Origin of the sequence: Aquabacterium fontiphilum, from assembly GCF_009909205.1 — a bacterium.
In the GTDB taxonomy this organism is placed as follows: domain Bacteria; phylum Pseudomonadota; class Gammaproteobacteria; order Burkholderiales; family Burkholderiaceae_C; genus Aquabacterium; species Aquabacterium fontiphilum.
On record NZ_JAAAPN010000003.1, the window covers coordinates 234,977 to 257,307 of the forward strand.

A 22,331-nucleotide genomic window follows, 5' to 3' on the forward strand; every position below is an offset into this window, starting at 1 on the left:
GCGGTCTAGTGTAGGGCCAGGGCGGCGCGGCGTCGTCAGATGTGCCTCCTTCTCTTGGGGGTGGGCCTTGATGCCTGACAGGACAAAACTTCACGCAAAAACCCTACACTTCGCGTCTCGCTTGCGCGCGGGTCGCCCGTGCGTTGTCTTTGCTGCCTGAATCCTGCTGCCTGAAGGGTCGCCCATGCTGCGTTTCCATTTCCCCATCGTCATCATTGACGAGGATTTCCGCTCCGAGAACACCTCGGGCCTGGGCATTCGCGCCCTGGCCGATGCCATTCAGAAGGAAGGCTTCGAGGTGCTGGGCGTGACCAGCTATGGCGATCTGGCCCAGTTCGCCCAGCAGCAAAGCCGCGCCAGTGCCTTCATCCTGTCGATCGACGACGAAGAGTTCACACATGGACCGGAACTGGATCCGGCCGTGGTCAATCTGCGCAAGTTCATTGAAGAAATCCGCTTCAAGAACAACAATATCCCGATCTACCTGTACGGCGAGACGCGCACCTCGGAGCACATTCCGAACGACATCCTGCGCGAGCTGCACGGCTTCATCCACATGTTCGAGGACACGCCCGAGTTCGTGGCACGTCACATCATCCGTGAGGCCAAAAGCTACCTCGACGGTCTCGCGCCGCCGTTCTTCAAGGCGCTGATGGACTACGCGCAGGACGGCTCGTACTCGTGGCACTGCCCGGGTCACTCGGGCGGCGTGGCCTTTCTGAAGAGCCCGGTGGGCCAGATGTTCCACCAGTTCTTCGGCGAAAACATGCTGCGCGCCGACGTGTGCAACGCCGTGGAAGAGCTCGGCCAACTGCTCGACCACACCGGCCCGGTGTACGAGTCGGAAAAGAACGCCGCCCGCATCTTCAATGCGGATCACTGCTTCTTCGTCACCAACGGCACGTCGACCTCCAACAAGATGGTCTGGCACCACACCGTGGCGCCGGGCGATGTGGTCGTGGTCGACCGCAACTGCCACAAGTCCATCCTGCACTCGATCATCATGACGGGTGCCATCCCCGTCTTTCTGACGCCCACGCGCAACCACTTCGGCATCATCGGGCCCATCCCGAAGAGCGAGTTCGAGCCAGCCACCATCCGCAAGAAGATCGCCGCCAACCCGCTGCTCAAGGGGGTGGACGCGAAAAAGGTCAAGCCGCGCATCCTGACGCTGACACAGAGCACCTACGACGGCGTGCTCTACAACACCGAAACCATCAAGGCCACGCTGGACGGCTGGATCGACAACCTCCACTTCGACGAGGCCTGGCTGCCGCATGCGGCTTTCCACAAGTTCTACGGCATGTACCACGCCATGGGCAAGGGCCGCGGCCGTCCCAAGCAGGCGGTGGTTTACTCCACGCAGTCCACGCACAAGCTGCTGGCCGGCATCTCGCAGGCCTCCCACGTGCTGGTGCAGGATTCACAGAACGTGCAACTGGATCGCAACCTCTTCAACGAGGCTTACCTGATGCACACCTCGACCTCGCCGCAGTACGCGATCATCGCCAGCTGTGACGTGGCTGCGGCCATGATGGAGCCGCCCGGCGGCACCGCGCTGGTGGAAGAGAGCATCAAAGAGGCGCTGGACTTCCGCCGCGCCATGCGCAAGGTCGAGAAAGAGTACGGCAAGGACTGGTGGTTCAAGGTCTGGGGCCCGGACAAGATCGCCGCCGACGACATCGGCAAGCCGTCGGACTGGGTGCTCAAGGCCAACGAGAAGTGGCACGGCTTCGGCAACCTGGCCGACGGGTTCAACATGCTCGACCCCATCAAGTCGACCATCATCACCCCGGGCCTGGATGTGTCGGGCAAGTTTGCCAAGGCCGGCATCCCTGCGGCCATCGTGACGAAGTACCTCGCCGAACACGGCGTGGTGGTCGAAAAGACCGGCCTGTACAGCTTCTTCATCATGTTCACCATCGGCATCACCAAGGGCCGCTGGAACACGATGCTGACCGCGCTGCAGCAGTTCAAGGACGACTACGACAAAAACCAGCCCATCTGGCGCGTGCTGCCCGAGTTCTGCCGCAAGCATCCGCGCTATGAGCGCATGGGCCTGCGTGACCTGTGCCAGAGCGTACATGAGGCCTACGCCAAGGGCGACATCGCCCGCCTGACAACCGAGGTTTACTTGTCGGGCCTGGAGCCGGCCATGAAGCCATCGGATGCCTACGCCTGCATCGCACGGCGCCAGACCGAACGCGTTGACATCGAGGCGCTGGAAGGCCGCATCACCACGTCGCTGCTGACGCCGTATCCGCCGGGCATTCCGCTGTTGATCCCGGGCGAGCGCTTCAACAAGAAGATTGTCGACTTCCTGAAGTTCACGCAGGTGTTCAACGCAGCCTTCCCCGGATTCGCCACGGACGTGCACGGCCTGGTGGCCGAAGAACGCCCCGACGGCTCACTGCGCTACTACGTGGACTGCGTCAAGCAGGACGCTGTGGGCAACTGAGGGGAGGGTGCGCCGGGCGGCGCGTCCACCAGCAGCGGCGCTGGCTCAGGGCAGCATCAATGTGAACAGGGTGCCTCGCTCGGGCGATGAGGTCAGAGACGTGCTCCCCACTCGCGCTCCATTGCGATGCGCATGGGCCACGGCTTCGGCGAGCGCCGTGCCCAGCCCGGTGGCGTGATGTCGCCCTGGATCGGTGGCGCCCAGGCCCGCGCCATCGTCGTGCACCGTCCAGACAAGCCAGCCATCGACCGCGCGGACCTGTACCTTCACCTCGCGGTTGGCGAAGCGGATGGCGTTGTGGATGGCCGCGTCCAGGGCCAGTTGCACCAGCCGACGGTCGAAGTACCAGAAGGGCGGCGTGTCCGGGTGGGGGACGAGCTCGATGCGGATCGGGCTGTCCTCGGCCTGCAGCTTGAGGTACCAGATGCGTGTCAGTGCTTCCAGCAGGTCATGGGGGCACTCATCCTCGCTCATGACGCGTAGACCGTCGCGCTCGGCGCCATAGAGGGTCAGAAACTGGATGAACTGACGTCGCAGGTCCGTGCAATGAATGTGCGCCCGTTGTGCCAGCACCGGCGTGGGCTCGTCAATGAGTTGCGCGAGTTCAGACTCCAGCCCGCCCAGGGCGTTCTTCAGGTCGTGCGCGATGAGGGCGAGCGCTTCACTCATGTCAGTTCTGCATGGAGGCTTGCTCAAGCATCCCGATGGTTTCGCGGAAGTAGCGGCGCATGGTGTTGACGCGGTCGTGGCCGGGCAGCAGTTTGTCGAGGCGGGTCAGGTAGGTGCGCACGCGCTCGATGCGGGCGGAATCCAGGTCTTTCTTGAGACGCAAGGCCATACAGTTGATCTGAGCGGCCTGGAGCAGCACGCCGGTGTTCTCCGGATACTCCTTCACCGCGGCTTCGATCGTCGTGACCGCCTCGTCGACGCGGCTATCGCGTAGCATGCGTCGTGCATCGGCTACCTTCTTTTGCAGGTCGGCCGCAGCAGATTCGATGACGGCCTCGATTTTGTCTTCGTGGCCCGTGTCGCGCAGTGCCTTGCTGATCATCTGCTTGATGCGCAGGTTCTCGTGGTCTGCGCTGATGGCGGTGCCGAGCAGCTTGAGTCCGGCGTCCTCGTTGCCCGTCATGATCTCTGCCTTGGCGAGCGCAACGGTGGCAAAGTCGGCCTTGCCCTTGCGCAGTGTCTCTCGTGCGCGGGCCATGGTCTTGGCGGCCTGTTCGGGCTGGCCACCCACGACCTCGGCCTGTGCCTGGATGGCCAGGGCCACGCTGTCGAAGGCAGGGTTGTTGCGGAAGCTGGTCTGGCCTTCGTTGAGCACCTTCATGGCGTCGACCGGGGCGCCGATGTCGACCAACGTCTGTGCCAGCAGCAGGTTGTCCTGAGGTTGTGCCACCACCGAGCCCTTGCTCGCCTTGGTGGCCTTGCTCAACGCGTCACGCGCGGTGTCGAGGTCGCCGTTGCGATAGGCGCTTTCGCCCAGTAGACGTTGACGACGTGCCGAGGGCACGACCAGCGCGGCATCGCGCAGAATCCACATGGCGCCTTCCGGGTCCCCGGTGGCTTCCATGGATTCGGCAATCACGTCGTAGGCGGCGACCGTTTTTTCGCCTTCACGGGATTCGATGATGTCGCGCGCGAGCTGTTTGGCTTCTTCGAATTCGCCCGCAGCCTTGTGCGCGCGTGCCAGGCCGAGTCGTGCCCAGGTCAGGTCGTTGCGCAACTCCAGCGCCGCGCGGTAGACGGCCTTGGCCTCTTCGTGCCGACCCAGCTTGAGCAACACGCTGCCCTTGGTCTGCAGCGCGCTCATGTACCAGCGGTTCTTGCGCGCCAGCACGGCGTCGCATTCAGTCAGGGCGCCAGGCAAGTCGTCCTTGCTCAGGCGCGTGTGCACGGCCAGCAGCGCGTCGCGCTTGTCGAGCATGGCCTTGAGGCGCTCTTCGATGTCGGTTGCGGTGATCGGTTTGAGCAGGTAGGCGTCAGGGTGCTGCTCGGTAGCAGCCGCCACGGACGCATAGCTGCTCTCGGCCGTGATCATGAAGAACAGGGTGTCAGGCGGCAGCAGCTTTTGCTCGCGCGCGTACTCGAACAACTGCTGACCGTCGGTCTTGCTGTTGAGGTTGTAGTCGCACAAGATCAGGTTGTAGCGCTTGCTGCGCAGGTTGCGCAAGGCATCGTCCGGTGTCGAGACGGCTTCGACCTTCGAGATACCCAGCAGGGCCAGGTGACCACGAAGCGTGCTTTGCTGCACCGCCATGTCATCGATGATGAGTGCGGTGAGATTGGAGTACGGGGTCACGGTGGTGGCCATGGCGTTACCGGGAAAGGGTCAAGGGGGCGTCGGGCTGACTGCGCGTGGTCGAACTGCCTGTGATCCGTTCTTCGGACGGAAACGCCCCAAACTTGAGCGGCGCTTGCCGCATCATGAATCGCGGGCCGTGAGTTTCATCCAAAGAAAAAGGCGCCGGTGGGGCGCCTTTTCTGTCTGGTTGGGCTCAGCTCTCCGTGGGGCTCACTTGAAGATGTTCTTGACCCGGTCGGTCCAGCTCTTCGTGTGGGGAGAGTGTTTTTCGCCGCCCTTGCGGAATGACTCATCCAGCTCTTTGAGCAGCTTGCGCTGGTGCTCGGTGAGCTTGACGGGGGTCTCCACGACGATGTGGCAATACAGGTCGCCTGGGTAGCTGGAGCGCAGCCCCTTGATGCCCTTGCCACGAAGCCGGAAGGTTTTGCCGTGCTGGGTGCCCTCGGGAATGTCGATCTCGGCCTTGCCGCCCAGGGTCGGCACCTCGATGCTGCCGCCCAGCGCTGCTGTGGTGAGCGGCACCGGTACCGAGCAATGCAGATCGTCGCCGTCGCGCTCGAAGATATCGTGCGGCTTGATGCGGATCTCGATGTAAAGGTCGCCCGGCGGGCCGCCATTGGTGCCCGGCTCGCCATTGCCGGCTGAGCGGATGCGCATCCCTTCGTTGATGCCGGCCGGGATCTTGACCTCCAGCGTCTTGGTTTTCTTGACGCGACCCTGACCGTGACAGGTGGTGCATGGCTCGGGAATGATCTTGCCCGTGCCCTGGCAATGCGGGCAGGTCTGCTGAACGCTGAAGAAGCCCTGGCGCATGTGCACCGTGCCCGAGCCATTGCAGGTCGGGCAGGTCTTGGGCTGGGTGCCGGGTTTGGCGCCGCTGCCATGACAGGCCCCGCACTCTTCCCAGGCCGGGATGCGGATTTGCGTGTCCTTGCCGACGGCGGCCTCCTCGAGCGTGATCTCCATCGCGTACGACAGGTCGCTGCCGCGGTAGACCTGGGGGCCACCGCCGCCGCGACGGCCGCCACCCTGGCCGAACAGGTCGCCGAAAATGTCGCCGAACGCGTCGGCAAAGCCGCCATAGCCTTCGGCGCCACCGCGGCCGCCGCCCACGTTCGGGTCGACCCCGGCATGGCCGAACTGGTCGTAAGCCGCGCGCTTCTTGGCGTCCGAGAGCATCTCGTAGGCCTCTTTGACCTCCTTGAACTTCTCTTCTGCCTCTTTGGCCTTGTCCCCCTGATTGCGGTCAGGGTGGTACTTCATGGCCAGCTTGCGGTAGGCCTTCTTGATGTCGTCGTCCGAGGCGCCTTTGGCGATGCCAAGCACCTCGTAGTAATCGCGTTTTGCCATGATGTGAGGTTTTCAGGGGCTGCTGAAAGCCAGAAGAGGCACAGGGTGTGAGGCAGGAGTCTCACACGGCCTGTGCCTCAGGGGGCGTTCACCGGTTCAGGCGTCAGTCTTTCTTGACTTCCTTGAACTCGGCGTCGACCACGTTGTCGTCGGCCGGCTTGCTGCTGGCAGCGGCTTCGGGGCCGGCTTCCGCGGCACCGGCGGCGCCCTGGGCGGCCTGCATGTCGGCGTACATCTTCTCGCCCAGCTTCTGGCTGGCGGTCATCAGGACATTGGTCTTGGCCTCGATGTCGTCCTTGTCTTCGCCCTTGAGCGCTTCTTCGACATCCTTGATCGCGGCTTCGATCTTGTCCTTCTCGCCCGCATCCAGCTTGTCGCCGTACTCGGTCAGCGACTTGCGCACGCTGTGCACGAGGGCGTCGCCCTGGTTCTTGGCCTGCACCAGCTCCAGCTTCTTCTTGTCTTCGGCCGCGTTCAACTCCGCGTCCTTCACCATCTTCTGGATCTCTTCCTCGGACAGACCCGAGTTGGCCTTGATGGTGATCTTGTTTTCCTTGCCGGTGCCCTTGTCCTTGGCGCTCACGTGCAGGATGCCGTTGGCGTCAATGTCGAAGGCCACCTCGATCTGGGGCACGCCACGCGGTGCGGGCGGGATGCCTTCGAGGTTGAACTCGCCGAGCATCTTGTTGCCCGAGGCCATCTCGCGCTCACCCTGGAACACCTTGATGGTCACGGCCGGCTGGTTGTCGTCGGCGGTCGAGAAGGTCTGCGCGAACTTCGTCGGGATCGTGGTGTTCTTGCTGATCATCTTGGTCATGACACCGCCCAGGGTTTCGATGCCCAGAGACAGCGGGGTCACGTCCAGCAGCAGCACGTCAGTGCGGTCGCCCGAGAGCACCTGGCCCTGCACGGCGGCGCCCACGGCCACGGCCTCATCGGGGTTGACGTCCTTACGGGGCTCCTTGCCGAAGAACTCCTTGACCTTCTCCTGCACCTTGGGCATGCGGGTCATGCCGCCGACCAGGATCACGTCGTCGATGTCACCCACGGCCACGCCGGCGTCCTTGATGGCAGTGCGGCAGGGGGCGATGGTGCGCTCGATCAGCTCTTCGACCAGGCTTTCCAGCTTGGCGCGGGTCAGCTTGATGTTCAGGTGCTTCGGGCCCGTGGCATCGGCCGTGATGTAGGGCAGGTTGACATCGGTCTGCGACGAGTTCGACAGCTCGATCTTGGCCTTCTCGGCGGCTTCCTTCAGGCGCTGCAGGGCCAGCACGTCCTTGGTCAGGTCGACGCCTTGCTCTTTCTTGAACTCGGCAATGATGTAGTCGATGATGCGCTGGTCGAAGTCTTCGCCGCCCAGGAAGGTGTCGCCGTTGGTCGACAGCACTTCGAACTGCTTCTCGCCGTCCACATCGGCAATCTCGATGATGGACACGTCGAACGTGCCGCCGCCGAGGTCATACACGGCGATCTTGCGGTCGCCCTTGCCGGTCTTGTCCAGGCCGAAGGCCAGGGCCGCGGCCGTGGGCTCGTTGATGATGCGCTTGACTTCCAGGCCGGCGATGCGGCCGGCGTCCTTGGTAGCCTGACGCTGGGCGTCGTTGAAGTAGGCGGGCACCGTGATGACGGCCTCGGTGACTTCTTCACCCAGGTAGTCTTCGGCGGTTTTCTTCATCTTGCGCAGCACTTCGGCCGACACCTGTGGGGGTGCCAGCTTCTTGCCGCGCACTTCCACCCAGGCGTCGCCGTTGTCGGCGGCCGTGATGGTGTAGGGCATCAGGTCGATGTCCTTCTGGACTTCCTTTTCGGTGAACTTGCGGCCGATCAGGCGCTTCACCGCGTACAGCGTGTTCTTGGGGTTGGTGACCGCCTGGCGCTTGGCTGAGGCGCCCACCAGGATCTCGCCGTCTTCCTGATACGCGATGATCGACGGCGTGGTGCGCGCGCCCTCGCTGTTCTCGATGACCTTGGTGGTGTTGCCTTCCATGATGGCCACGCACGAGTTCGTGGTGCCCAGGTCGATGCCGATGATCTTGCCCATGTTGGTGTGCTCCTAGGGAATCTGAATCTGTGTATCTGGAAGCGCTTGCGGCTTCCGCTTGTTGTCGATATGTGTCTGCCGGCAGGATTTTCAAGCCCCTGCTGGCGTCATGTGATCAATCAGGCGCTCATTTCGGCGCGGCCACCGTCACCAGCGCAGGGCGCAGCACGCGTTCGGCAATCAGGTAGCCCTTCTGCAGCACCCCCACGACGGTGTTGGCCTCCTGGTCGGCCGGCACCATGCTGATGGCCTGGTGGACGTTGGGATCGAACTTCTCGCCGGCGGCCGGGTTGATCTCAAGCACCTTGTTGCGCTCGAGCGCCGAAATCAGCTGGCGCAGCGTGGCGTGCACACCTTCGAGCACCGTCTCGGCCGAAGCGTCGGGCTGGGCAGCGTGGGTGGCGATGGCGGCCTCCAGGCTGTCGCGCACGGGCAGCAGGCTTTCGGCAAACGACTCCACCGCGAACTTGCGCGCCTTGCTGATCTCTTCCTCGGCCCGGCGGCGGATGTTCTCGGCCTCCGCCTTGGCCCGCAGGTAGGCGTCCGACACTTCCGTGTGCTTGGCCTGAAGTTCGGCCAGCTGCTGCTCGACCGACGCGGCTGGTGCGGTAGCGGCTTCCGGCGCGCCGGCGCCCTGTTGCTCTGGGGTGGGAGAGGTGTCGCTCATCGTTGGTGTTCTGGGATGGTTTGCGAAAACCCTGGGCATGTCAGGGCGCCCGGAAGGATTTCAAGCCCCCGGTCCACGAAAAAAACAGGAGATTTGTAACAGATGCCTCAATCGAGGCTGGCTGACCAGCGCTGCCAGTCGCCAAGGGTGCGGCGGTCTCGCTTGGTGGGGCGCCCGTGGGCAATGGATTCGGCCGGTTCGGCGGCCAGCTTGCGGGCCTCCTGGTGGGCGTCGCGTCGCGCCACGCTGTCAGCGGTTTCTTCATACAGCCGCTGGGCCTGCGGCGCGGGGCCCCGCACGGTGCTCAATGCCTGCACGATCACCGTTCGCACCAGCGCACCTTGGCGGATGTCCACCCGGTCGCCCGCCTTCAACTCGCGCGAGGCCTTGGCCACTTGCTCGTTCACCTGGATGCGGCCCTTGTCGATCTCGTCGGCCGCCAGGCCGCGCGTCTTGTAGAAGCGGGCCGCCCAAAGCCATTTGTCCAGGCGCAGGCGCTCCGTCTGGCCGGGGAGCGGGGGCAGGGTGTCGTCGGGCATGGCAGGGTCGGTCGCGGATTTTGTTGTCGCTCAGGAAACGGCGGGCGGTGCGGCTGCCCGTATTGTGCGGCGGCGCATCAGCCCTGTTGGCGGTGCTGCCTTGCCAGAAAGCGCGCCGGATCGAGCGCATCACGCAAACTGGCCTCGACCGGACATGCACTGCCGGTGACCCAGTGGGCCAGCAGCTCGCCCGCCAGGGTCGACCAGGTGATGCCGCGTGAGCCCAGCCCCGACAACACGTACAGCCCGCCTCGGGCGTTCCGCTCGCGCGGGATGAGGCGAACCTGATCGCGGCGGGCTCGACTCGCAAGCCGGCTCAGCCGGTTGTCCGACCAGGGCAGGGCACCCACCAGGGGCAAGCGGTCTGGCGTCGTGGCGCGCCAGCCCACCCGACCGTGCAGGCCATGGGGCAGCAGATCATGCGCCAGGGGATCGCCCGCCCCATCTGATGACACGGCGCCCAGCCGCACTGCTTGCTGCAGGTTGTGGCGATGGTCCGCCTCGCGCACAGCCGGGTCGGCGTCATGGTGTTGGGTGGTGGCCCCGAACAGCAGGGTGTGCGCGTCCAAGCCGAGCGCGTAGCCGCTGCCGGCCACCGGCACGGCAGGCTGGCGCTGCCCGGGCAGCTGGCTGCCCCAACTCACCTGACCGCGCACGGGCAACACGGGGGGGGCCGCGCAGGCGTGCGCTTCGGGCAGACCGACGATCAGGCCTGGCAGGGTGTGGGCGCAGGCCAGCACCACCGTGGGCGCCTGCGCCAGCGGCTGCCCGGCCATATCGCAGATCACCCACTCGCCCGCTTCGGTGCGCCTCAGGCTGGCAGCTTCTGCTTCTCCGCGCCATTGAAGGGCGGCGCCATCGCAGCCGGCGGATCTGGCCTGGTCCAGAAACCAGGCGGCCAGGCCGGCCGGGTGCACCCAGCCCGCCTGATGAAAGAACCAGCCCCCGCTGGGCACGGGGATGCCGGTGCGGGCGACGGCTTCGCCTTGATCCAGCCATTGAACATGGTCGGGTGGCAGGCCCAGGCGAGTCAGCAGGGCGCCCGCATCTGCGGCGTTCTGCCTCGCGTCCAGGCGCAACAGCCCCTGGCCGCTACCCGCCACACCATCGCGCACCGCTTGCTGGACCACTGTCCATGTGGCCAACGCGGCGGCGCGGTGCGCGCGGGCATGGATGCCGTCTTCGTTGTGTAGCACGCTGTGAAACAGCCCGCCAGGGTTGCCAGACGCTTCGCTGGCGGGGGCAACGTGGCGATCCAGCAGTGTGACCGCCCAGCCTTGCCGGCACAGCGCCCAGGCTGCGGCACAGCCGGCCAGCCCGGCCCCCACAATCACCGCGCGCCGCGCATCGGCGTGGGGTGCGGGCCACAGCCCGCCTGGCGCCGGCTCGGGTACATGCCGGGGACGGAACGCCGCGCGCACCATGTCGCGCTTGCCCGCAAAACCGGGCGCCCGCGCGACCACGAAGCCAGCCTGGGCCAAACCGTCGCGCACCGGGCGGGCGCTCGACCAGGTGGCCGCGGTGGCGCCCGGCGCGGCGAGCCGGTTCAAGCGCGCCAGCCTGTCAGGCTGCCACATCTCAGGGTTCTTGGCCGGCGCGAAGCCGTCGAGATAGAAGGCGTCCACCGCTGCCATCAGACCGGGCAGCAACTCAGCCACGTCGCCCAGCCCCAGCATCAGGATCACGGCCTGTCCCGGTCGACTGGGATCGGCGAAACGCCGCTGATGCCAGCCGGGGGTCAACACAGGCCAGGCGTCCGCCAGGCGCGCACCCAGTTCGGCCCGCCGGCCGGCATCCGGGTCGTCGGCCGGCAGGCCGGAGATGGCATGCACCTGCCGCAGGTCGGCCTGCGTCAATGGGTGCTTCTCAACGGAGATGAAGACGAGCTGGTCACAGCGTGCCGGGTCGTCCAGCCATGCGGCCCACGTCGCCAGAAAGTTGTTGCCCAGACCGAAACCGGTCTCCAGGACGGTGAAGCGCGGCTGGCCTTGCCAACGCGCCGGCAAGCCGTTGCCGCCCAGGAACACATGGCGAGCCTGTGGCCAGGCGCCGGCAGCCGCGTGGTAGACGTCGTCATACAACGGCGAGTAGGGTACGTCAGGCGCATGGCCGCTCGGGCTGGCCCCGAGCGTGGCGGTGGACAGCGGGCCGGTCACTGAGCCAGCCAGCCGCCATCCACGTTCCATGCTGCGCCGCGCACGTTGTCGGCCGCGGGCGAGCACAAGAACACCGCCAGTTCACCCAGTTGTGCCGGCGTCACGAACTGCAGCGAGGGCTGCTTCTCGCCCAGCAGGCCTTTCTGCGCCTCGTCCAGCGAGACGCCTTCGCGCTCGGCCTTGGCGTCGATCTGCTTTTGCACCAGCGGCGTCAGCACCCAGCCGGGGCAGATGGCATTGACCGTCACGCCAGTGGTGGCCGTCTCGAGCGCCACGGCCTTGGTCAGGCCGACCAGCCCGTGTTTGGCCGCCACATAAGCCGATTTGCCGGCCGAAGCCACCAGCCCATGGGCCGAGGCCAGGTTGATGATGCGGCCCCAGTTGCGCGCGCGCATGCCAGGCATGGCCAGACGGGTGGTGTGGAAGGCTGAGCTCAGGTTGATGGCAATCACCGCGTCCCATTTCTCGACCGGGAACTGTTCCACCGGCGCCACATGCTGGATGCCGGCGTTGTTCACGAGGATGTCTACGCCGCCGAACTCGCGCTCGGCATAGGCAAACATCGCCTCGATCTCGGCCGGCTTGCTCATGTCCGCGCCGTGGTAGCCCGCACGCACGCCGTGGGCCTGGCCAGCTGCCAGGATGGCGGCCTGCGGCCCTTCGGCATCGCCAAAGCCGTTGAGAATGACATTGGCCCCCTGCGCGGCGAGCTTTTCGGCGATGCCCAGGCCGATCCCGCTGGTGGATCCGGTCACGAGCGCGGTTTTTCCTTTCAACATCCAGGGCCTCCAGTTGGCAATAAGCAAGACAATGTGGGTGAGTCCATTATCTGTCTGCTCCGGGCCATGACCAACCTGTCCAGCATCCCTTCCCAGTCCATGTCATCAGAAGCCGACGGCCTGACGCAGCCCCGCCTGCGTGAAGTCACCTGCCCGGGCGCCAGCCGCACCGATCCCGCCACGCACCGCATGGCTTATTGGTCGTGGGGTGACGAGCGCAATCCGCGCGTGCTGATCTGTGTACACGGCCTGAGCCGGCAGGGGCGCGATTTCGATCACCTGGCCCGCACCCTGGCTAGGCATTACCACGTGGTCTGCCCGGATGTGGTCGGGCGTGGCCACTCGGATTGGCTGGCTGACCCCAAGGGCTATCAGGTTTTCGGCTATGTCGGCGACATGGTCGCGCTGGTGCAGCGTCTGAAAGCCGAACGGGGCCAGTCCGAACCGCTGGAAACTGACTGGGTCGGCACCTCGATGGGCGGTCTGATCGGTTTGGCGTTTTCCACTTTGCCGCCAGAGGTGTCGGGCGCTCGCATGCGACGCTTCGTGCTCAACGACGTGGGGCCACGCCTGCGCCACGAGGCCATCGTGCGCATTGGCGAATACCTCGGGCAGCCGATGCGGTTCGATGACGAGGCGCAGGCCGCGGCCTACCTGCGCAGCATCTCGCTCGGCTTTGGCCCCCACAGCGATGAAGACTGGCTTGCGCTGTCGCGGCCGCTCCTGCGTCCCGCTGCCGAGGGCGGGGGGCTGATCCTGCATTACGACCCCGCCATCGCCGAGCCGTTCAAGACCATGAACGCCGACAGCGCCGCCAGCGGCGAAGCCATGTTGTGGCAGGTGTACGACGCCTTGCGTTGCGAGGTGCTGCTGCTGCGCGGCGCCGATTCCGACCTGCTTGATCGCGACACGGCGGTGGCCATGAGCGAGCGTGGGCCACGCGCGCAATTGGTCGAGTTCGCCGGGGTGGGCCATGCTCCCACGCTGGTTGCCCCGGATCAGATCGACGTGGTCAGCCGCTTTTTGCTTGCATGAAAACGGGTTCGCTCCAGCCCGGCAAGGACGGGGGCGGCCACGCCGCCATCGTCGAGCTGACGGATACCTGGCGCACAGGGCAGTCCGATGAGGCTGCGCTCGACGAGGCGCGTGCGCTGTTGGCGCGCGCCCGTGCGTTCGCCGAGCCCCTGCTGACGGGGCAGCGCTTCGACACCGGCGAGCCCGCACTGGAACATGCCGATGGCGTCAGTGCCATTCTGCAAGGCATCGGTGCCTCGCCTGCGCTGCGCGCGGCTGCCTACCTGGTCTACGCCAGCGAGTACCTTGCCCAGCCCGAGGAGGTGATCGAGCGCGCGTTTGGCGAAGCCTCGGCTCGCCTGGTGGCTCACACGCGCGCGCTGGTCCAGGTGCAGCGCAATGCCCGTGACGCCTGGCAGGACCAGGTCGACGGCCCCTTGCCGGCCGAGCAGGTCGAGCGCATCCGCAAGATGCTGCTGGCCTTCTCGCGCGACCTCCGCGTGGTGCTCATGCGGCTGGCCTCGCGGCTGCAGACCTTGCGGCATTTCGCGCAGTCGCGCCTGGCCTGCCCCAAGGCGCTGGCTCGCGAATCGCTGCAGGTCTTCGCACCGCTGGCCAACCGGCTGGGCATCTGGCAGATCAAGTGGGAACTGGAGGACCTGTCCTTCCGCTTCCTGATGCCCGACACCTACCGCAGCATCGCGCGCGCGCTCGATGAAAAGCGGCTGGAGCGCGAGCAGCACATCGAGCAGATCCGCACCCAGGTGCAGCAGGCCCTCAACGAGGCGGGCATCGGGGCGCTGGTGCAGGGGCGCCCGAAACACCTCTACAGCATCTGGAAGAAGATGCAGGGCAAGAACCTGCCGATCGACAAGGTGTTCGACATCCGCGCGCTGCGGGTGATCGTGGCCGATGTGCCGGCCTGTTATGCCGCGCTCAGCCGAGTGCACGAACTCTGGCACGCCATGCCAGAGGAGTTCTCCGACTACATCGCCAAGCCCAAGGCCAATGGGTATCAGTCGCTGCACACGGTGGTACGTGATGAACTGGGTCGCTCGATCGAAATCCAGATCCGCACCCAGGCCATGCACGAGCATGCCGAAAGTGGCGTGGCTGCCCACTGGGCGTACAAGGAGGCTGGCACCAAGGGCTATGCGGGCGTACAGGCAGCGGGCGACTTCGAAAGCCGTGTCGCCGAGGCGCGCAAGACGGTGCTGCGCCAGTTGCTGGCATGGGAGCGTGATCTCGCCGCGGCCGACGATGCGCACAACGGCGGTGTGGGCGGGCAGGGCGGCGAGCCACACCGTGGGCTGTTTGATGACCGCATCTATGTGTTCACCCCCGGGGGCGACATCATCGACCTGCCGGCCGACGCCACACCGGTCGACTTCGCTTACACGCTGCACACCAACCTGGGACACCGCTGTCGAGGCGCCCGCGTCGACGGGGCCATGGTGCCGCTGAACACGCCACTCAAGAGCGGTCAGACGGTCGAGATCGTCTCGGCCAAGGAAGGTGGCCCGTCGATGGACTGGCTCAACACCGAGTTGGGCTACCTGCGCAGCCAGCGCGCCCGCGCCAAGGTGCGCGCCTGGTTCAACGCCATGGCCCAGCAGGCCACCATCGCCCGTGGCCGCGAAGCGGTCGAAAAACTGCTGCAGCGCGAGGGCAAGACTGCCACCAAGCTCGATGACCTGGCGGCCAACCTCGGTTTTCGCAGCGCCGATGCTCTGTTCGAGGTCGTGGGCAAGGACGAGTATTCATTGCGCAACATCGAGCAGGTGCTGCGCCCGGCCGAGCCCGAGCAGGATCCGGATGCCTTCATCGCCCAGCGCCTGTCGCGTGGTGAGGCGCAAGTGCCCAGCGGCGATGGTCGCGGCGTGCTGGTCGTGGGCATGGATTCGCTGCTGACCCAGCTCGCACGGTGTTGCAAGCCCGCGCCACCCGACCCCATTGGCGGCTACGTGACGCGCGGCAAGGGCGTGGCCGTTCACCGGCTGGATTGCCCCAACTTCCGGCAGATGAGCTACCGCGACGGTGAACGCATCATCCCTGTGGCCTGGGGCCGACAGGCCACGCACGAATCGGCCCACTACGCCGTGGATGTGCTGGTGGAGGCGCACGATCGCTCGGGCCTGTTGCGAGACGTGTGCGACGTGCTGGCCCAGGGCAAGACCCATGTCCTGTCCATGCACAGCCAGACCACGCGTGACCGCGTCACCATCACGCTCACCGTGCAGACGGCCGATACGGCGCGCCTGGCATCACTGTTGGCCAAAGTGTCGCAAATCAGCGGCGTTTTGCGAGCACGTCGAAAATGATGCTATAGTCATGGTCTTCCAGGCGCGTAGCTCAGCTGGTTAGAGCACCACCTTGACATGGTGGGGGTCGTTGGTTCGAGTCCAATCGCGCCTACCAAACGGTAGAGAAGCCCGGTTCAACGAAAGTTGCACCGGGCTTTTTCCTTGGTGGCTCCCATACAATGCGTCCGAACAGACGAGGAGTCATGGATGAGCACTGCCCCCCGCCAGCGACGCGCTGCCACGGCCGACCCCTCCCCCGCGCATGATGCGCCCGAGGGGGACGCGCCCGCAGCCGATGCGCCACCAGGCGGCGCTGAATTCGGCGCAGTGCGCGTCATCAAGAAGTATCCCAACCGCCGTCTGTATGACACACGCACCAGCAGCTACATCACGCTGGCCGAGGTCAAGGATCGCGTCATGGCGTGCGAGCAGTTCGTCGTGATCGACGCCAAGACCGGCGAAGACCTCACGCGCAGCATCCTGCTGCAGATCATTCTGGAAGAGGAAACGGTCGGGATGCCGATGTTCTCGACCCAGTCGCTGGCGCAGATCATCCGCTTCTACGGCCACACCATGCAGGGCATGATGGGCAACTATCTGGATCGCAACATCCAGTCCTTCATCGACCTGCAATCCCGCCTCGCCGAAACTTCGGTCAAGAACCTGCAGCACAACCCGATGCAAAGCCTCATGGGCGGCTATCTGGAGCAGTCGCAAAAACTCTTCCAGCAGATGCAAGAGCAGATGACCAAACAGGCCGAGACCCTGATGGGCAACCTGGGCACAGGCCTGGGCGGCACCAAACGCGAAGACTGAAGGCGCTGGCGCAGCGCAGGTCGCTGCTCAGCTGCCCAATGCGGCCCGCAGAACGGGCCAGACGTTTTCCAGCATCACCGGATGCGCGCGGGCCAGCGGGTGGATGCCATCGGGCTGGAACCAGTCTCGGGCGTCGGCGCGATCTGCCACGCCCTGCAGCAGGAAGGGTACCAACGGTGCGCCCGTGCGTTCGGACACCCGCTGATACACGCGGGCAAAGTCCTCTGCGTAGCGACGACCATAGTTCGGTGGCAGTTGCATGCCCACCAGAATCGGCCTGGCACCGGCTTCCTTGGCCAGCGTCACCATCGCAGACAGGTTGTCCTCGGTCGTCTTCAGCGACCAGCCACGCAGCGCGTCATTGCCACCCAGTTCGATCAGCACATGGGTGGGCTTGTGGGTCTGCAAGAGGGCCGGCAGGCGGGTGCGTCCGCCCGCTGTGGTTTCGCCGCTGATGCTGCCATTGATGACGGTCGCGCCCGGGCGCTGCTGTCGAAGCCGCTGCTCCAGCAAGGCCACCCAGCCCGTGCCGCGGGCAATGCCGTACTCTGCAGACAGGCTGTCGCCCAGCACCAGAATGCGCGCACCGGGCGTGGCTGTGGCCACCCTGGCCACCGCGGGACCAGCCACCAGCAGGCCGCAATAACCCAGCAGCGTGAGACCCAAGCGCCGTCGCGTACAGTCGCAAGCCATCGCCTTCATCACTTTCGTTTGCCTCATGTCCATCGACACCGTGCCTGCCCGATCCGCTACCGCCTCCGACCTGGCCCTGGATGTACAGGGCGTCAGCAAGGTGGTGTCCGATTCAGGTGGCCCGCTGACCATTCTGCATGAGGTCGGCCTGCAGGTGCCCCGTGGTCAAACCTTGGCCATCGTGGGGGCATCCGGCTCGGGCAAGAGTACGCTGCTGTCCTTGATGGCGGGGCTGGACGTGCCCACCACTGGGCGCGTCGTGCTGTGTGGGCAATCGCTGTTCGAGCTGGACGAGGATGCGCGTGCGGCCCATCGGGCGAGGCATGTGGGTTTCGTGTTCCAGAACTTCCAGCTGATCGGTCACCTGAGCGCGCTGGAAAACGTGATGTTGCCGCTCGAGTTGCTGGGTGACCGTCAGGCGCGCAGCAAGGCGCAGGACATGCTGGCGCGTGTGGGGCTGGCCGAGCGCCTGGGCCACAAACCCGTGCTGTTGTCAGGCGGTGAGCAACAGCGCGTGGCGCTGGCGCGCGCCTTTGTGGTGGGGCCTGAGATCCTGATGGCCGATGAGCCGACCGGCAGTCTGGACCATGCCACCGGTGCGTCGGTCATGGATCTGATGTTCGCGCTCAACCGCGAGCAGGGCACGACGCTGGTTCTCGTGACGCATGACCTCCAGATCGCCGCGCGCTGCGAGCGCACGGTGCGCATCCAGGCCGGCCGCCTCAGCGGTTAGGATGCCGGGATGAGTCTGAAACCCCTGTTCGGCTTCCATGCCGTCACCGTGCGGCTGAAGGTCGCACCCGAGTCCATTCGCGAGCTGCATGTCGACGCCACCCGGCGCGATCAGCGCATGAAGCAGTTCCTGGCGCGCGCCGAAGAAGCGGGCGTCGCTGTCATCGCCAGCGACGACGAGCGCCTCAGCAAACTCTGCGGGACCCACCGTCACCAGGGCGTGGTGGCCCGCGTGACCGCGCTCAGCCAGGCCCGATCGTTGGACGACCTGCTGGATGAACTGGCCGAGCCACCCCTGCTGCTCGTGCTCGACGGCATCACCGATCCGCACAACCTGGGCGCCTGCCTGCGCGTGGCCGATGGCGCCGGGGCACATGCCGTCATCGCACCCAAGGACCATGCCGTAGGCATCAACGCCACGGTGGCCAAGGTGGCCAGCGGCGCGGCTGAAACCATGCCTTATTTCATGGTGACCAACCTGGCGCGCACGCTGGGTGAACTGAAAGAGCGCGACATCTGGGTGGTCGGCACATCCGACGATGCGCCCCAGAGCCTGTACGAGGGCAACTACGTGACGCCGACGGCGCTGGTCCTGGGTGCTGAGGGCACGGGCATGCGCCAGCTCACGCGCAAGCATTGTGATGCCCTGATCAGCATCCCCATGCTCGGCGCCGTCGAGAGCCTCAACGTCTCGGTGGCCAGCGGCGTATGCCTCTATGAGGCGCGGCGTCAACGCCTGGCGGATAACCGGGACTGAGCCCGCATGGCCCAGGCGCTGAGCGCCAGGGCCACCACCATCCAGCCCAGCCCCAGCCAGTGCAGTTCGCTGTAATCGTGGTGGGTGAGGATCCAGCTGCCACCCGATGCGCCCACGGCATGGCCCAGGTAGATGGCCGAGGTGTTGAGCGCCATCAGGGCGGGGGCCAGGCGCGGCGACAGGCCGCCCAGACGGGCTTGTTGCCCCGAGTTGGTGGCAAAGCCGCTCAGCGCCCACGGCACGAGCACGATTGCCAGCCCGACCAAGGTGGTGGCCAGCGGCCACATCACCAGGCTCACGGCCATCATGGCCAGCGTGAACGTGACGGCCTGCGCGGCACCCAGGCCATCGACCACTCGGTTGAGCACCAAGTTACCGGCCAAGGCCAGCCCGCCAAACCAGGCGAACATCAGGCTGATCTGCTCGGGAGAGGCATCAAAGACGTTGCGGTAGTAGGGGGCAGCGTAGGCCAGCAAGGTGAACTGCCCGGCGCTTTGGCAGGCGGTCACGGCGATCAGCGCCACCAGCAGGGGCGAGCGCGCCACCTTGCCCCATGAGCGCATGGACAGTGCAGGGGGCTTGAGGCCATGTGGCACGGTGCGCCACACCAGCCAGGCCGCAGCCAGCGAGCCCGCGGCCACAAGCAGCATCGCCACCCGCCAGCCCATGCGCTCACCCACCCAGGCGGCCAGCGGCATGCCGGCCACCGAGGCGATCGACCACCCCATGAACACGAAGGTGATGTGCCGACCGCGATGAGCCGGGGTGCTCATGAAACCGATGGTGGCTGCCGCTTGCGGCGTGAACACCGCAGCCGACAGCACGGTCAGCGCCCGCACGGGCCACAGCCAGTCGTAATCGGGCGCCGCGGCGCTCAGCGCATGGCCGATGGCGTACCAGACCATGGCCCAGCTGAGCAGCCGTCGACGATCCATGCGGGCCACCAGCGTGGCCAGAACCGGGGCGCCCACGCCCATCATCACGGCGGCAATCGCCAGCAGTTCGCCCGCCTTGGCCACCGAAATCGACAGCGAAGCCGTCAGGTCATTGAGCGTGCCGCCCACGACCATCACGCCGCAGCCGATCATGAAGTTGCCCACGAGCAGCGACCACGACGTGGCGCGCATGCCCTCCCGGCTCAGACTGCGTTCGGCCTCCACTGCTTGGTCCCGCTCAGCGCTGTACTTTCAACGCCTCGGGGTTGACGATGTTGGTCGGATTGCCGGCCAGGTAGGCCAACAGGTTGTCAAAGGCCTGGCTGAACAGGGCTTCGTAGTTGCCTTGCTCCACAAAACCGATATGCGGCGTGCAGACGGCATTTTCGATGCGGAGCAACGGATGCCCCTGCAGAATCGGTTCGCTTTCGAACACATCGACGGCGGCCATGCCAGGCCGGCCCCGATTCAGTGCGGCCACGAGGGCGCCTTCCTCAATGAGCTCGGCGCGGGAGGTGTTGACCAGCAAGGCCGTGGGTTTCATGCGGCTGAGGTCATCAAGTTTCACGATGCCGCGTGTGTCGTCCGTCAGCCGCAGATGCAGGCTGAGCACATCGGCAGCTGCGAAGAAGGCGTCGCGCGAGGGCGCCGCAATGAGGCCATCCTGCTGGGCCTGTGCGCGCGAGGCTTCGCTGCCCCAGACCACCACGTGCATGCCGAACGCGCGACCGTAACCCGCCACCAGCTTGCCGATACGGCCATAACCCCAGACGCCCAGCGTCTTGCCCTGCAGCGTCATGCCCAGACCGAAATTGGTGGGCATCGACGCAGACTTCAGTCCTGCCTGTTGCCAGGCGCCATGCTTGAGGTTGCCGATGTACTGGGGAAGTCGGCGCATGGACGCCATCACCAGTGCCCAGGTCAACTCGGCGGTGGCCACGGCATCGGCCGTGCCTTCGGCCACGGCAATGCCCAGTCGGGTGCAGGCGTCCAGGTCGATGTGAGAGCCGACCGGTCCGGTCTGGCAGATGAGGCGCAGCTTGGGCAGCTTCTCAAGCAAGGCGCGCGGGAAATGGGTGCGCTCGCGGATCAGCACCAGGGCTTCGGCGTCTCTCAGACGCACGGCCAGCTGGCCGATGCCCTTGACGGTGTTGGTGAAGACCTTGGCAGACAGGCCATCCAACTTGGCTGCGCACGGAAGCTTGCGGACGGCGTCTTGGTAGTCGTCCAGGATGATGATGTTCATGGCAGATCGCGGTTCAGCCTGCCATTGTGCTACGGGCGCATTGTCCCTTCGCGTAGCTTTGTAAAGTGCGACGGAAAAGTACCTTGCTTACCAGCTCGTCACACGCGCGTGGCGAGGCTCGCCTTGCTTGAACGAGCGAACCGGGAAGTGGGCATCGAGGCTGTCGACGCGGGCCTGGGCCTCGATCTGCCCCCGGTGCACGGCAATGGCCTTGAACACATCTGCGCGTAGGTGCCACAGTTCGCGCAAGGAGCGCGCGCACTCGATGCGGTCGCGCACCTGGTTGGCGCGGGCGGATTGCAGATCCCACAGCGCATTGCGGAATTCGGCGCGCACGCGGTTCAGGGCACTCAGCGGGGGCGCGGGCGGCGTGGGGTCTTCGAGATCCCAGAGCCATTGCCAGGTGCGGCTGACCCAGCGCTTCCAGGCCGGCTCGCTGCGCCAGAACAGGGCCGGCGGGGCGGTTTCCTGCCGTCGAAAGTCAGAAGACGGCATGACGTCCATCGCGGACGTCTGGGTCTGGAAGCCCGAAAAATCGTCTCGCCGTGATTCGTCAGAGAAAAACCTCGCCATGGTGCCCTCGCTCACCGGCCGCAGCGTGCGACCGTGGGAGGTTTATCGGCGAGAAAGGGGGGCGGCTTGAGGGGGAGAAGCGCGGTCAGCTACGGTCTGATCAGGCCATCGCCGGCATGGCGATGCCGACCCAGTCGCCCACAGTCGCGCGGCGCTGTTGAGATTTTGCGTCGTGGAAAACCTCGCGGGCACAGCTCTCACAGCAGCCGCAGCAGGTCGCCACTCCGGTGTCGGCCTGCAAGCTCTCAAAAGACGCACATCCCTGCTGCACATGGCGAGAGATGTCCTTGTCCGAGACGCGGTGGCAGACGCAAACAATCATGAGAGGCACTCCGGCGGTGAAGTGGATGCATTATCGAATAAGAATAATTCGCATGCAATACCCCGAAGCGAGTGCCCCCGACTCCGGCAGGGGCGGGAGGCGGCCTGCCGGCTGAGCGCTTTACTCGGGCGTCCCCATGATCGACTGCAGGTAGTTCTGCGCGCCGACCTTGCCGATCAGGTCGATCTGCGTCTCCAGAAAATCGATGTGTTCCTCGGTGTCGTCAAGGATGTGCTGCAGCAGGTCGCGGGAGACGTAATCCCGCACCGATTCGCAATAGGCAATGCCGTCCTTGATGGTGGCCTGCGCGGCCGTTTCCAGCTTCAGGTCGCATGCCAGCAGTTCGGGCACCGACTCGCCGATCAAGAGCTTGCCGAGATCCTGCAGGTTGGGTAGCCCGTCGAGCGCGAAAATGCGCTCCATCAGGCGGTCTGCATGCTTCATCTCACCGATGGACTCCTCATACTCCTTCTTGGCCAGCTTGTCGAAGCCCCAGTGCTTCAGCATGCGGTAGTGCAGGAAGTACTGGTTGGTGGCCGTCAGCTCGTTCTTGAGCTGGGCGTTCAGGTGCTCGATGACTTTCGGGTCGCCTTTCATGGGGAATCCTTTCTGGGGGTGGGGCCCTGCGCCATTGTGGGGCATTTC

20 protein-coding genes and 1 tRNA gene are annotated in these 22,331 nt (G+C 65.5%); 7 read left to right on the top strand and 14 right to left on the bottom strand.

Annotation, left to right across the window (positions count from 1 at the left end; translation table 11 throughout):
* Positions 1-184 precede the first annotated feature (184 nt).
* Positions 185-2,458, top strand: coding sequence for an arginine/lysine/ornithine decarboxylase (locus GTZ97_RS04885; protein WP_161649427.1), 2,274 nt, complete (start codon positions 185-187; stop codon positions 2,456-2,458).
* A gap of 45 nt (positions 2,459-2,503) precedes the next feature.
* On the opposite strand, the gene GTZ97_RS04890 is transcribed toward GTZ97_RS04885, so the two are convergent.
* The 8 genes from GTZ97_RS04890 to GTZ97_RS04925 form a co-directional block, all read right to left on the bottom strand.
* Complete coding sequence (locus GTZ97_RS04890) at positions 2,504-3,127, bottom strand: sensor histidine kinase (RefSeq protein WP_161649429.1); 624 nt, start codon at positions 3,125-3,127, stop codon at positions 2,504-2,506.
* Position 3,128: 1 nt separating this feature from the next.
* Complete coding sequence (locus GTZ97_RS04895) at positions 3,129-4,772, bottom strand: tetratricopeptide repeat protein (RefSeq protein ID WP_161649431.1); 1,644 nt, start codon at positions 4,770-4,772, stop codon at positions 3,129-3,131.
* A gap of 201 nt (positions 4,773-4,973) precedes the next feature.
* Positions 4,974-6,113, bottom strand: coding sequence for a molecular chaperone DnaJ (dnaJ, locus tag GTZ97_RS04900; RefSeq protein WP_161649432.1), 1,140 nt, complete (start codon positions 6,111-6,113; stop codon positions 4,974-4,976).
* Positions 6,114-6,216: 103 nt separating this feature from the next.
* Positions 6,217-8,154, bottom strand: coding sequence for a molecular chaperone DnaK (gene dnaK / locus GTZ97_RS04905; RefSeq protein ID WP_161649434.1), 1,938 nt, complete (start codon positions 8,152-8,154; stop codon positions 6,217-6,219).
* Positions 8,155-8,281: 127 nt separating this feature from the next.
* Positions 8,282-8,821, bottom strand: a complete 540-nt coding sequence (gene grpE / locus GTZ97_RS04910; RefSeq protein WP_161649435.1) for a nucleotide exchange factor GrpE — start codon at positions 8,819-8,821, stop codon at positions 8,282-8,284.
* A gap of 107 nt (positions 8,822-8,928) precedes the next feature.
* Positions 8,929-9,360, bottom strand: coding sequence for an RNA-binding S4 domain-containing protein (locus tag GTZ97_RS04915; protein ID WP_161649437.1), 432 nt, complete (start codon positions 9,358-9,360; stop codon positions 8,929-8,931).
* A gap of 77 nt (positions 9,361-9,437) precedes the next feature.
* Positions 9,438-11,546, bottom strand: a complete 2,109-nt coding sequence (gene mnmC / locus GTZ97_RS04920; protein ID WP_161649438.1) for a bifunctional tRNA (5-methylaminomethyl-2-thiouridine)(34)-methyltransferase MnmC2/FAD-dependent 5-carboxymethylaminomethyl-2-thiouridine(34) oxidoreductase MnmC1 — start codon at positions 11,544-11,546, stop codon at positions 9,438-9,440.
* Entirely contained in the window at positions 11,513-12,295 is a 783-nt protein-coding gene (locus GTZ97_RS04925; protein WP_161649440.1) for a 3-hydroxybutyrate dehydrogenase, read from the bottom strand. The genes mnmC and GTZ97_RS04925 overlap by 34 nt, the downstream gene beginning before the upstream one ends.
* A gap of 120 nt (positions 12,296-12,415) precedes the next feature.
* Here GTZ97_RS04925 and GTZ97_RS04930 point away from each other — a divergent pair, with 120 nt between their 5' ends.
* The 4 genes from GTZ97_RS04930 to phaR all read left to right on the top strand — a co-directional run bounded on the left by GTZ97_RS04930 (position 12,416) and on the right by phaR (position 16,428).
* On the top strand, positions 12,416-13,330 hold the full coding sequence (locus GTZ97_RS04930) for an alpha/beta fold hydrolase (RefSeq protein ID WP_161649561.1): 915 nt from the start codon (positions 12,416-12,418) through the stop codon (positions 13,328-13,330).
* Positions 13,327-15,630: a RelA/SpoT family protein gene (locus tag GTZ97_RS04935; RefSeq protein WP_161649442.1), complete on the top strand. Its 2,304-nt coding sequence runs from the start codon at positions 13,327-13,329 to the stop codon at positions 15,628-15,630. Before GTZ97_RS04930 ends, GTZ97_RS04935 begins: the two co-directional genes overlap by 4 nt.
* 20 nt (positions 15,631-15,650) lie before the next feature.
* Positions 15,651-15,727, top strand: a tRNA-Val gene (locus GTZ97_RS04940).
* 92 nt (positions 15,728-15,819) lie between these two features.
* Positions 15,820-16,428, top strand: a complete 609-nt coding sequence (phaR, locus tag GTZ97_RS04945; protein ID WP_161649444.1) for a polyhydroxyalkanoate synthesis repressor PhaR — start codon at positions 15,820-15,822, stop codon at positions 16,426-16,428.
* 27 nt (positions 16,429-16,455) lie between these two features.
* Here phaR and GTZ97_RS04950 read toward each other — a convergent pair whose 3' ends face one another.
* Positions 16,456-17,121: an arylesterase gene (locus GTZ97_RS04950; protein ID WP_161649562.1), complete on the bottom strand. Its 666-nt coding sequence runs from the start codon at positions 17,119-17,121 to the stop codon at positions 16,456-16,458.
* 25 nt (positions 17,122-17,146) lie between these two features.
* Between GTZ97_RS04950 and GTZ97_RS04955 the strand changes: the two genes are divergently transcribed.
* Positions 17,147-17,854, top strand: a complete 708-nt coding sequence (locus GTZ97_RS04955; RefSeq protein ID WP_161649446.1) for an ABC transporter ATP-binding protein — start codon at positions 17,147-17,149, stop codon at positions 17,852-17,854.
* 9 nt (positions 17,855-17,863) lie between these two features.
* Entirely contained in the window at positions 17,864-18,610 is a 747-nt protein-coding gene (gene rlmB, locus GTZ97_RS04960) for a 23S rRNA (guanosine(2251)-2'-O)-methyltransferase RlmB (protein WP_161649448.1), read from the top strand.
* On the opposite strand, the gene GTZ97_RS04965 is transcribed toward rlmB, so the two are convergent.
* The 5 genes from GTZ97_RS04965 to bfr form a co-directional block, all read right to left on the bottom strand.
* The gene (locus tag GTZ97_RS04965) at positions 18,583-19,737 is read right to left on the bottom strand and encodes an MFS transporter (RefSeq protein WP_161649450.1); all 1,155 of its coding nucleotides are present in this window, start codon (positions 19,735-19,737) and stop codon (positions 18,583-18,585) included. The genes rlmB and GTZ97_RS04965 overlap by 28 nt on opposite strands.
* A gap of 46 nt (positions 19,738-19,783) precedes the next feature.
* On the bottom strand, positions 19,784-20,791 hold the full coding sequence (locus GTZ97_RS04970; protein WP_161649452.1) for a D-2-hydroxyacid dehydrogenase family protein: 1,008 nt from the start codon (positions 20,789-20,791) through the stop codon (positions 19,784-19,786).
* 87 nt (positions 20,792-20,878) lie between these two features.
* Entirely contained in the window at positions 20,879-21,286 is a 408-nt protein-coding gene (locus GTZ97_RS04975) for a hypothetical protein (protein WP_161649453.1), read from the bottom strand.
* A gap of 178 nt (positions 21,287-21,464) precedes the next feature.
* The gene (locus GTZ97_RS04980; RefSeq protein WP_161649455.1) at positions 21,465-21,686 is read right to left on the bottom strand and encodes a (2Fe-2S)-binding protein; all 222 of its coding nucleotides are present in this window, start codon (positions 21,684-21,686) and stop codon (positions 21,465-21,467) included.
* A 120-nt stretch (positions 21,687-21,806) separates the two neighbouring features.
* Positions 21,807-22,283 carry a bacterioferritin gene (bfr, locus tag GTZ97_RS04985; RefSeq protein ID WP_161649456.1) on the bottom strand — a complete coding sequence of 159 codons (477 nt, stop codon included), beginning with the start codon at positions 22,281-22,283 and terminating at the stop codon, positions 21,807-21,809.
* Between the last annotated feature and the right edge of the window lie 48 nt (positions 22,284-22,331).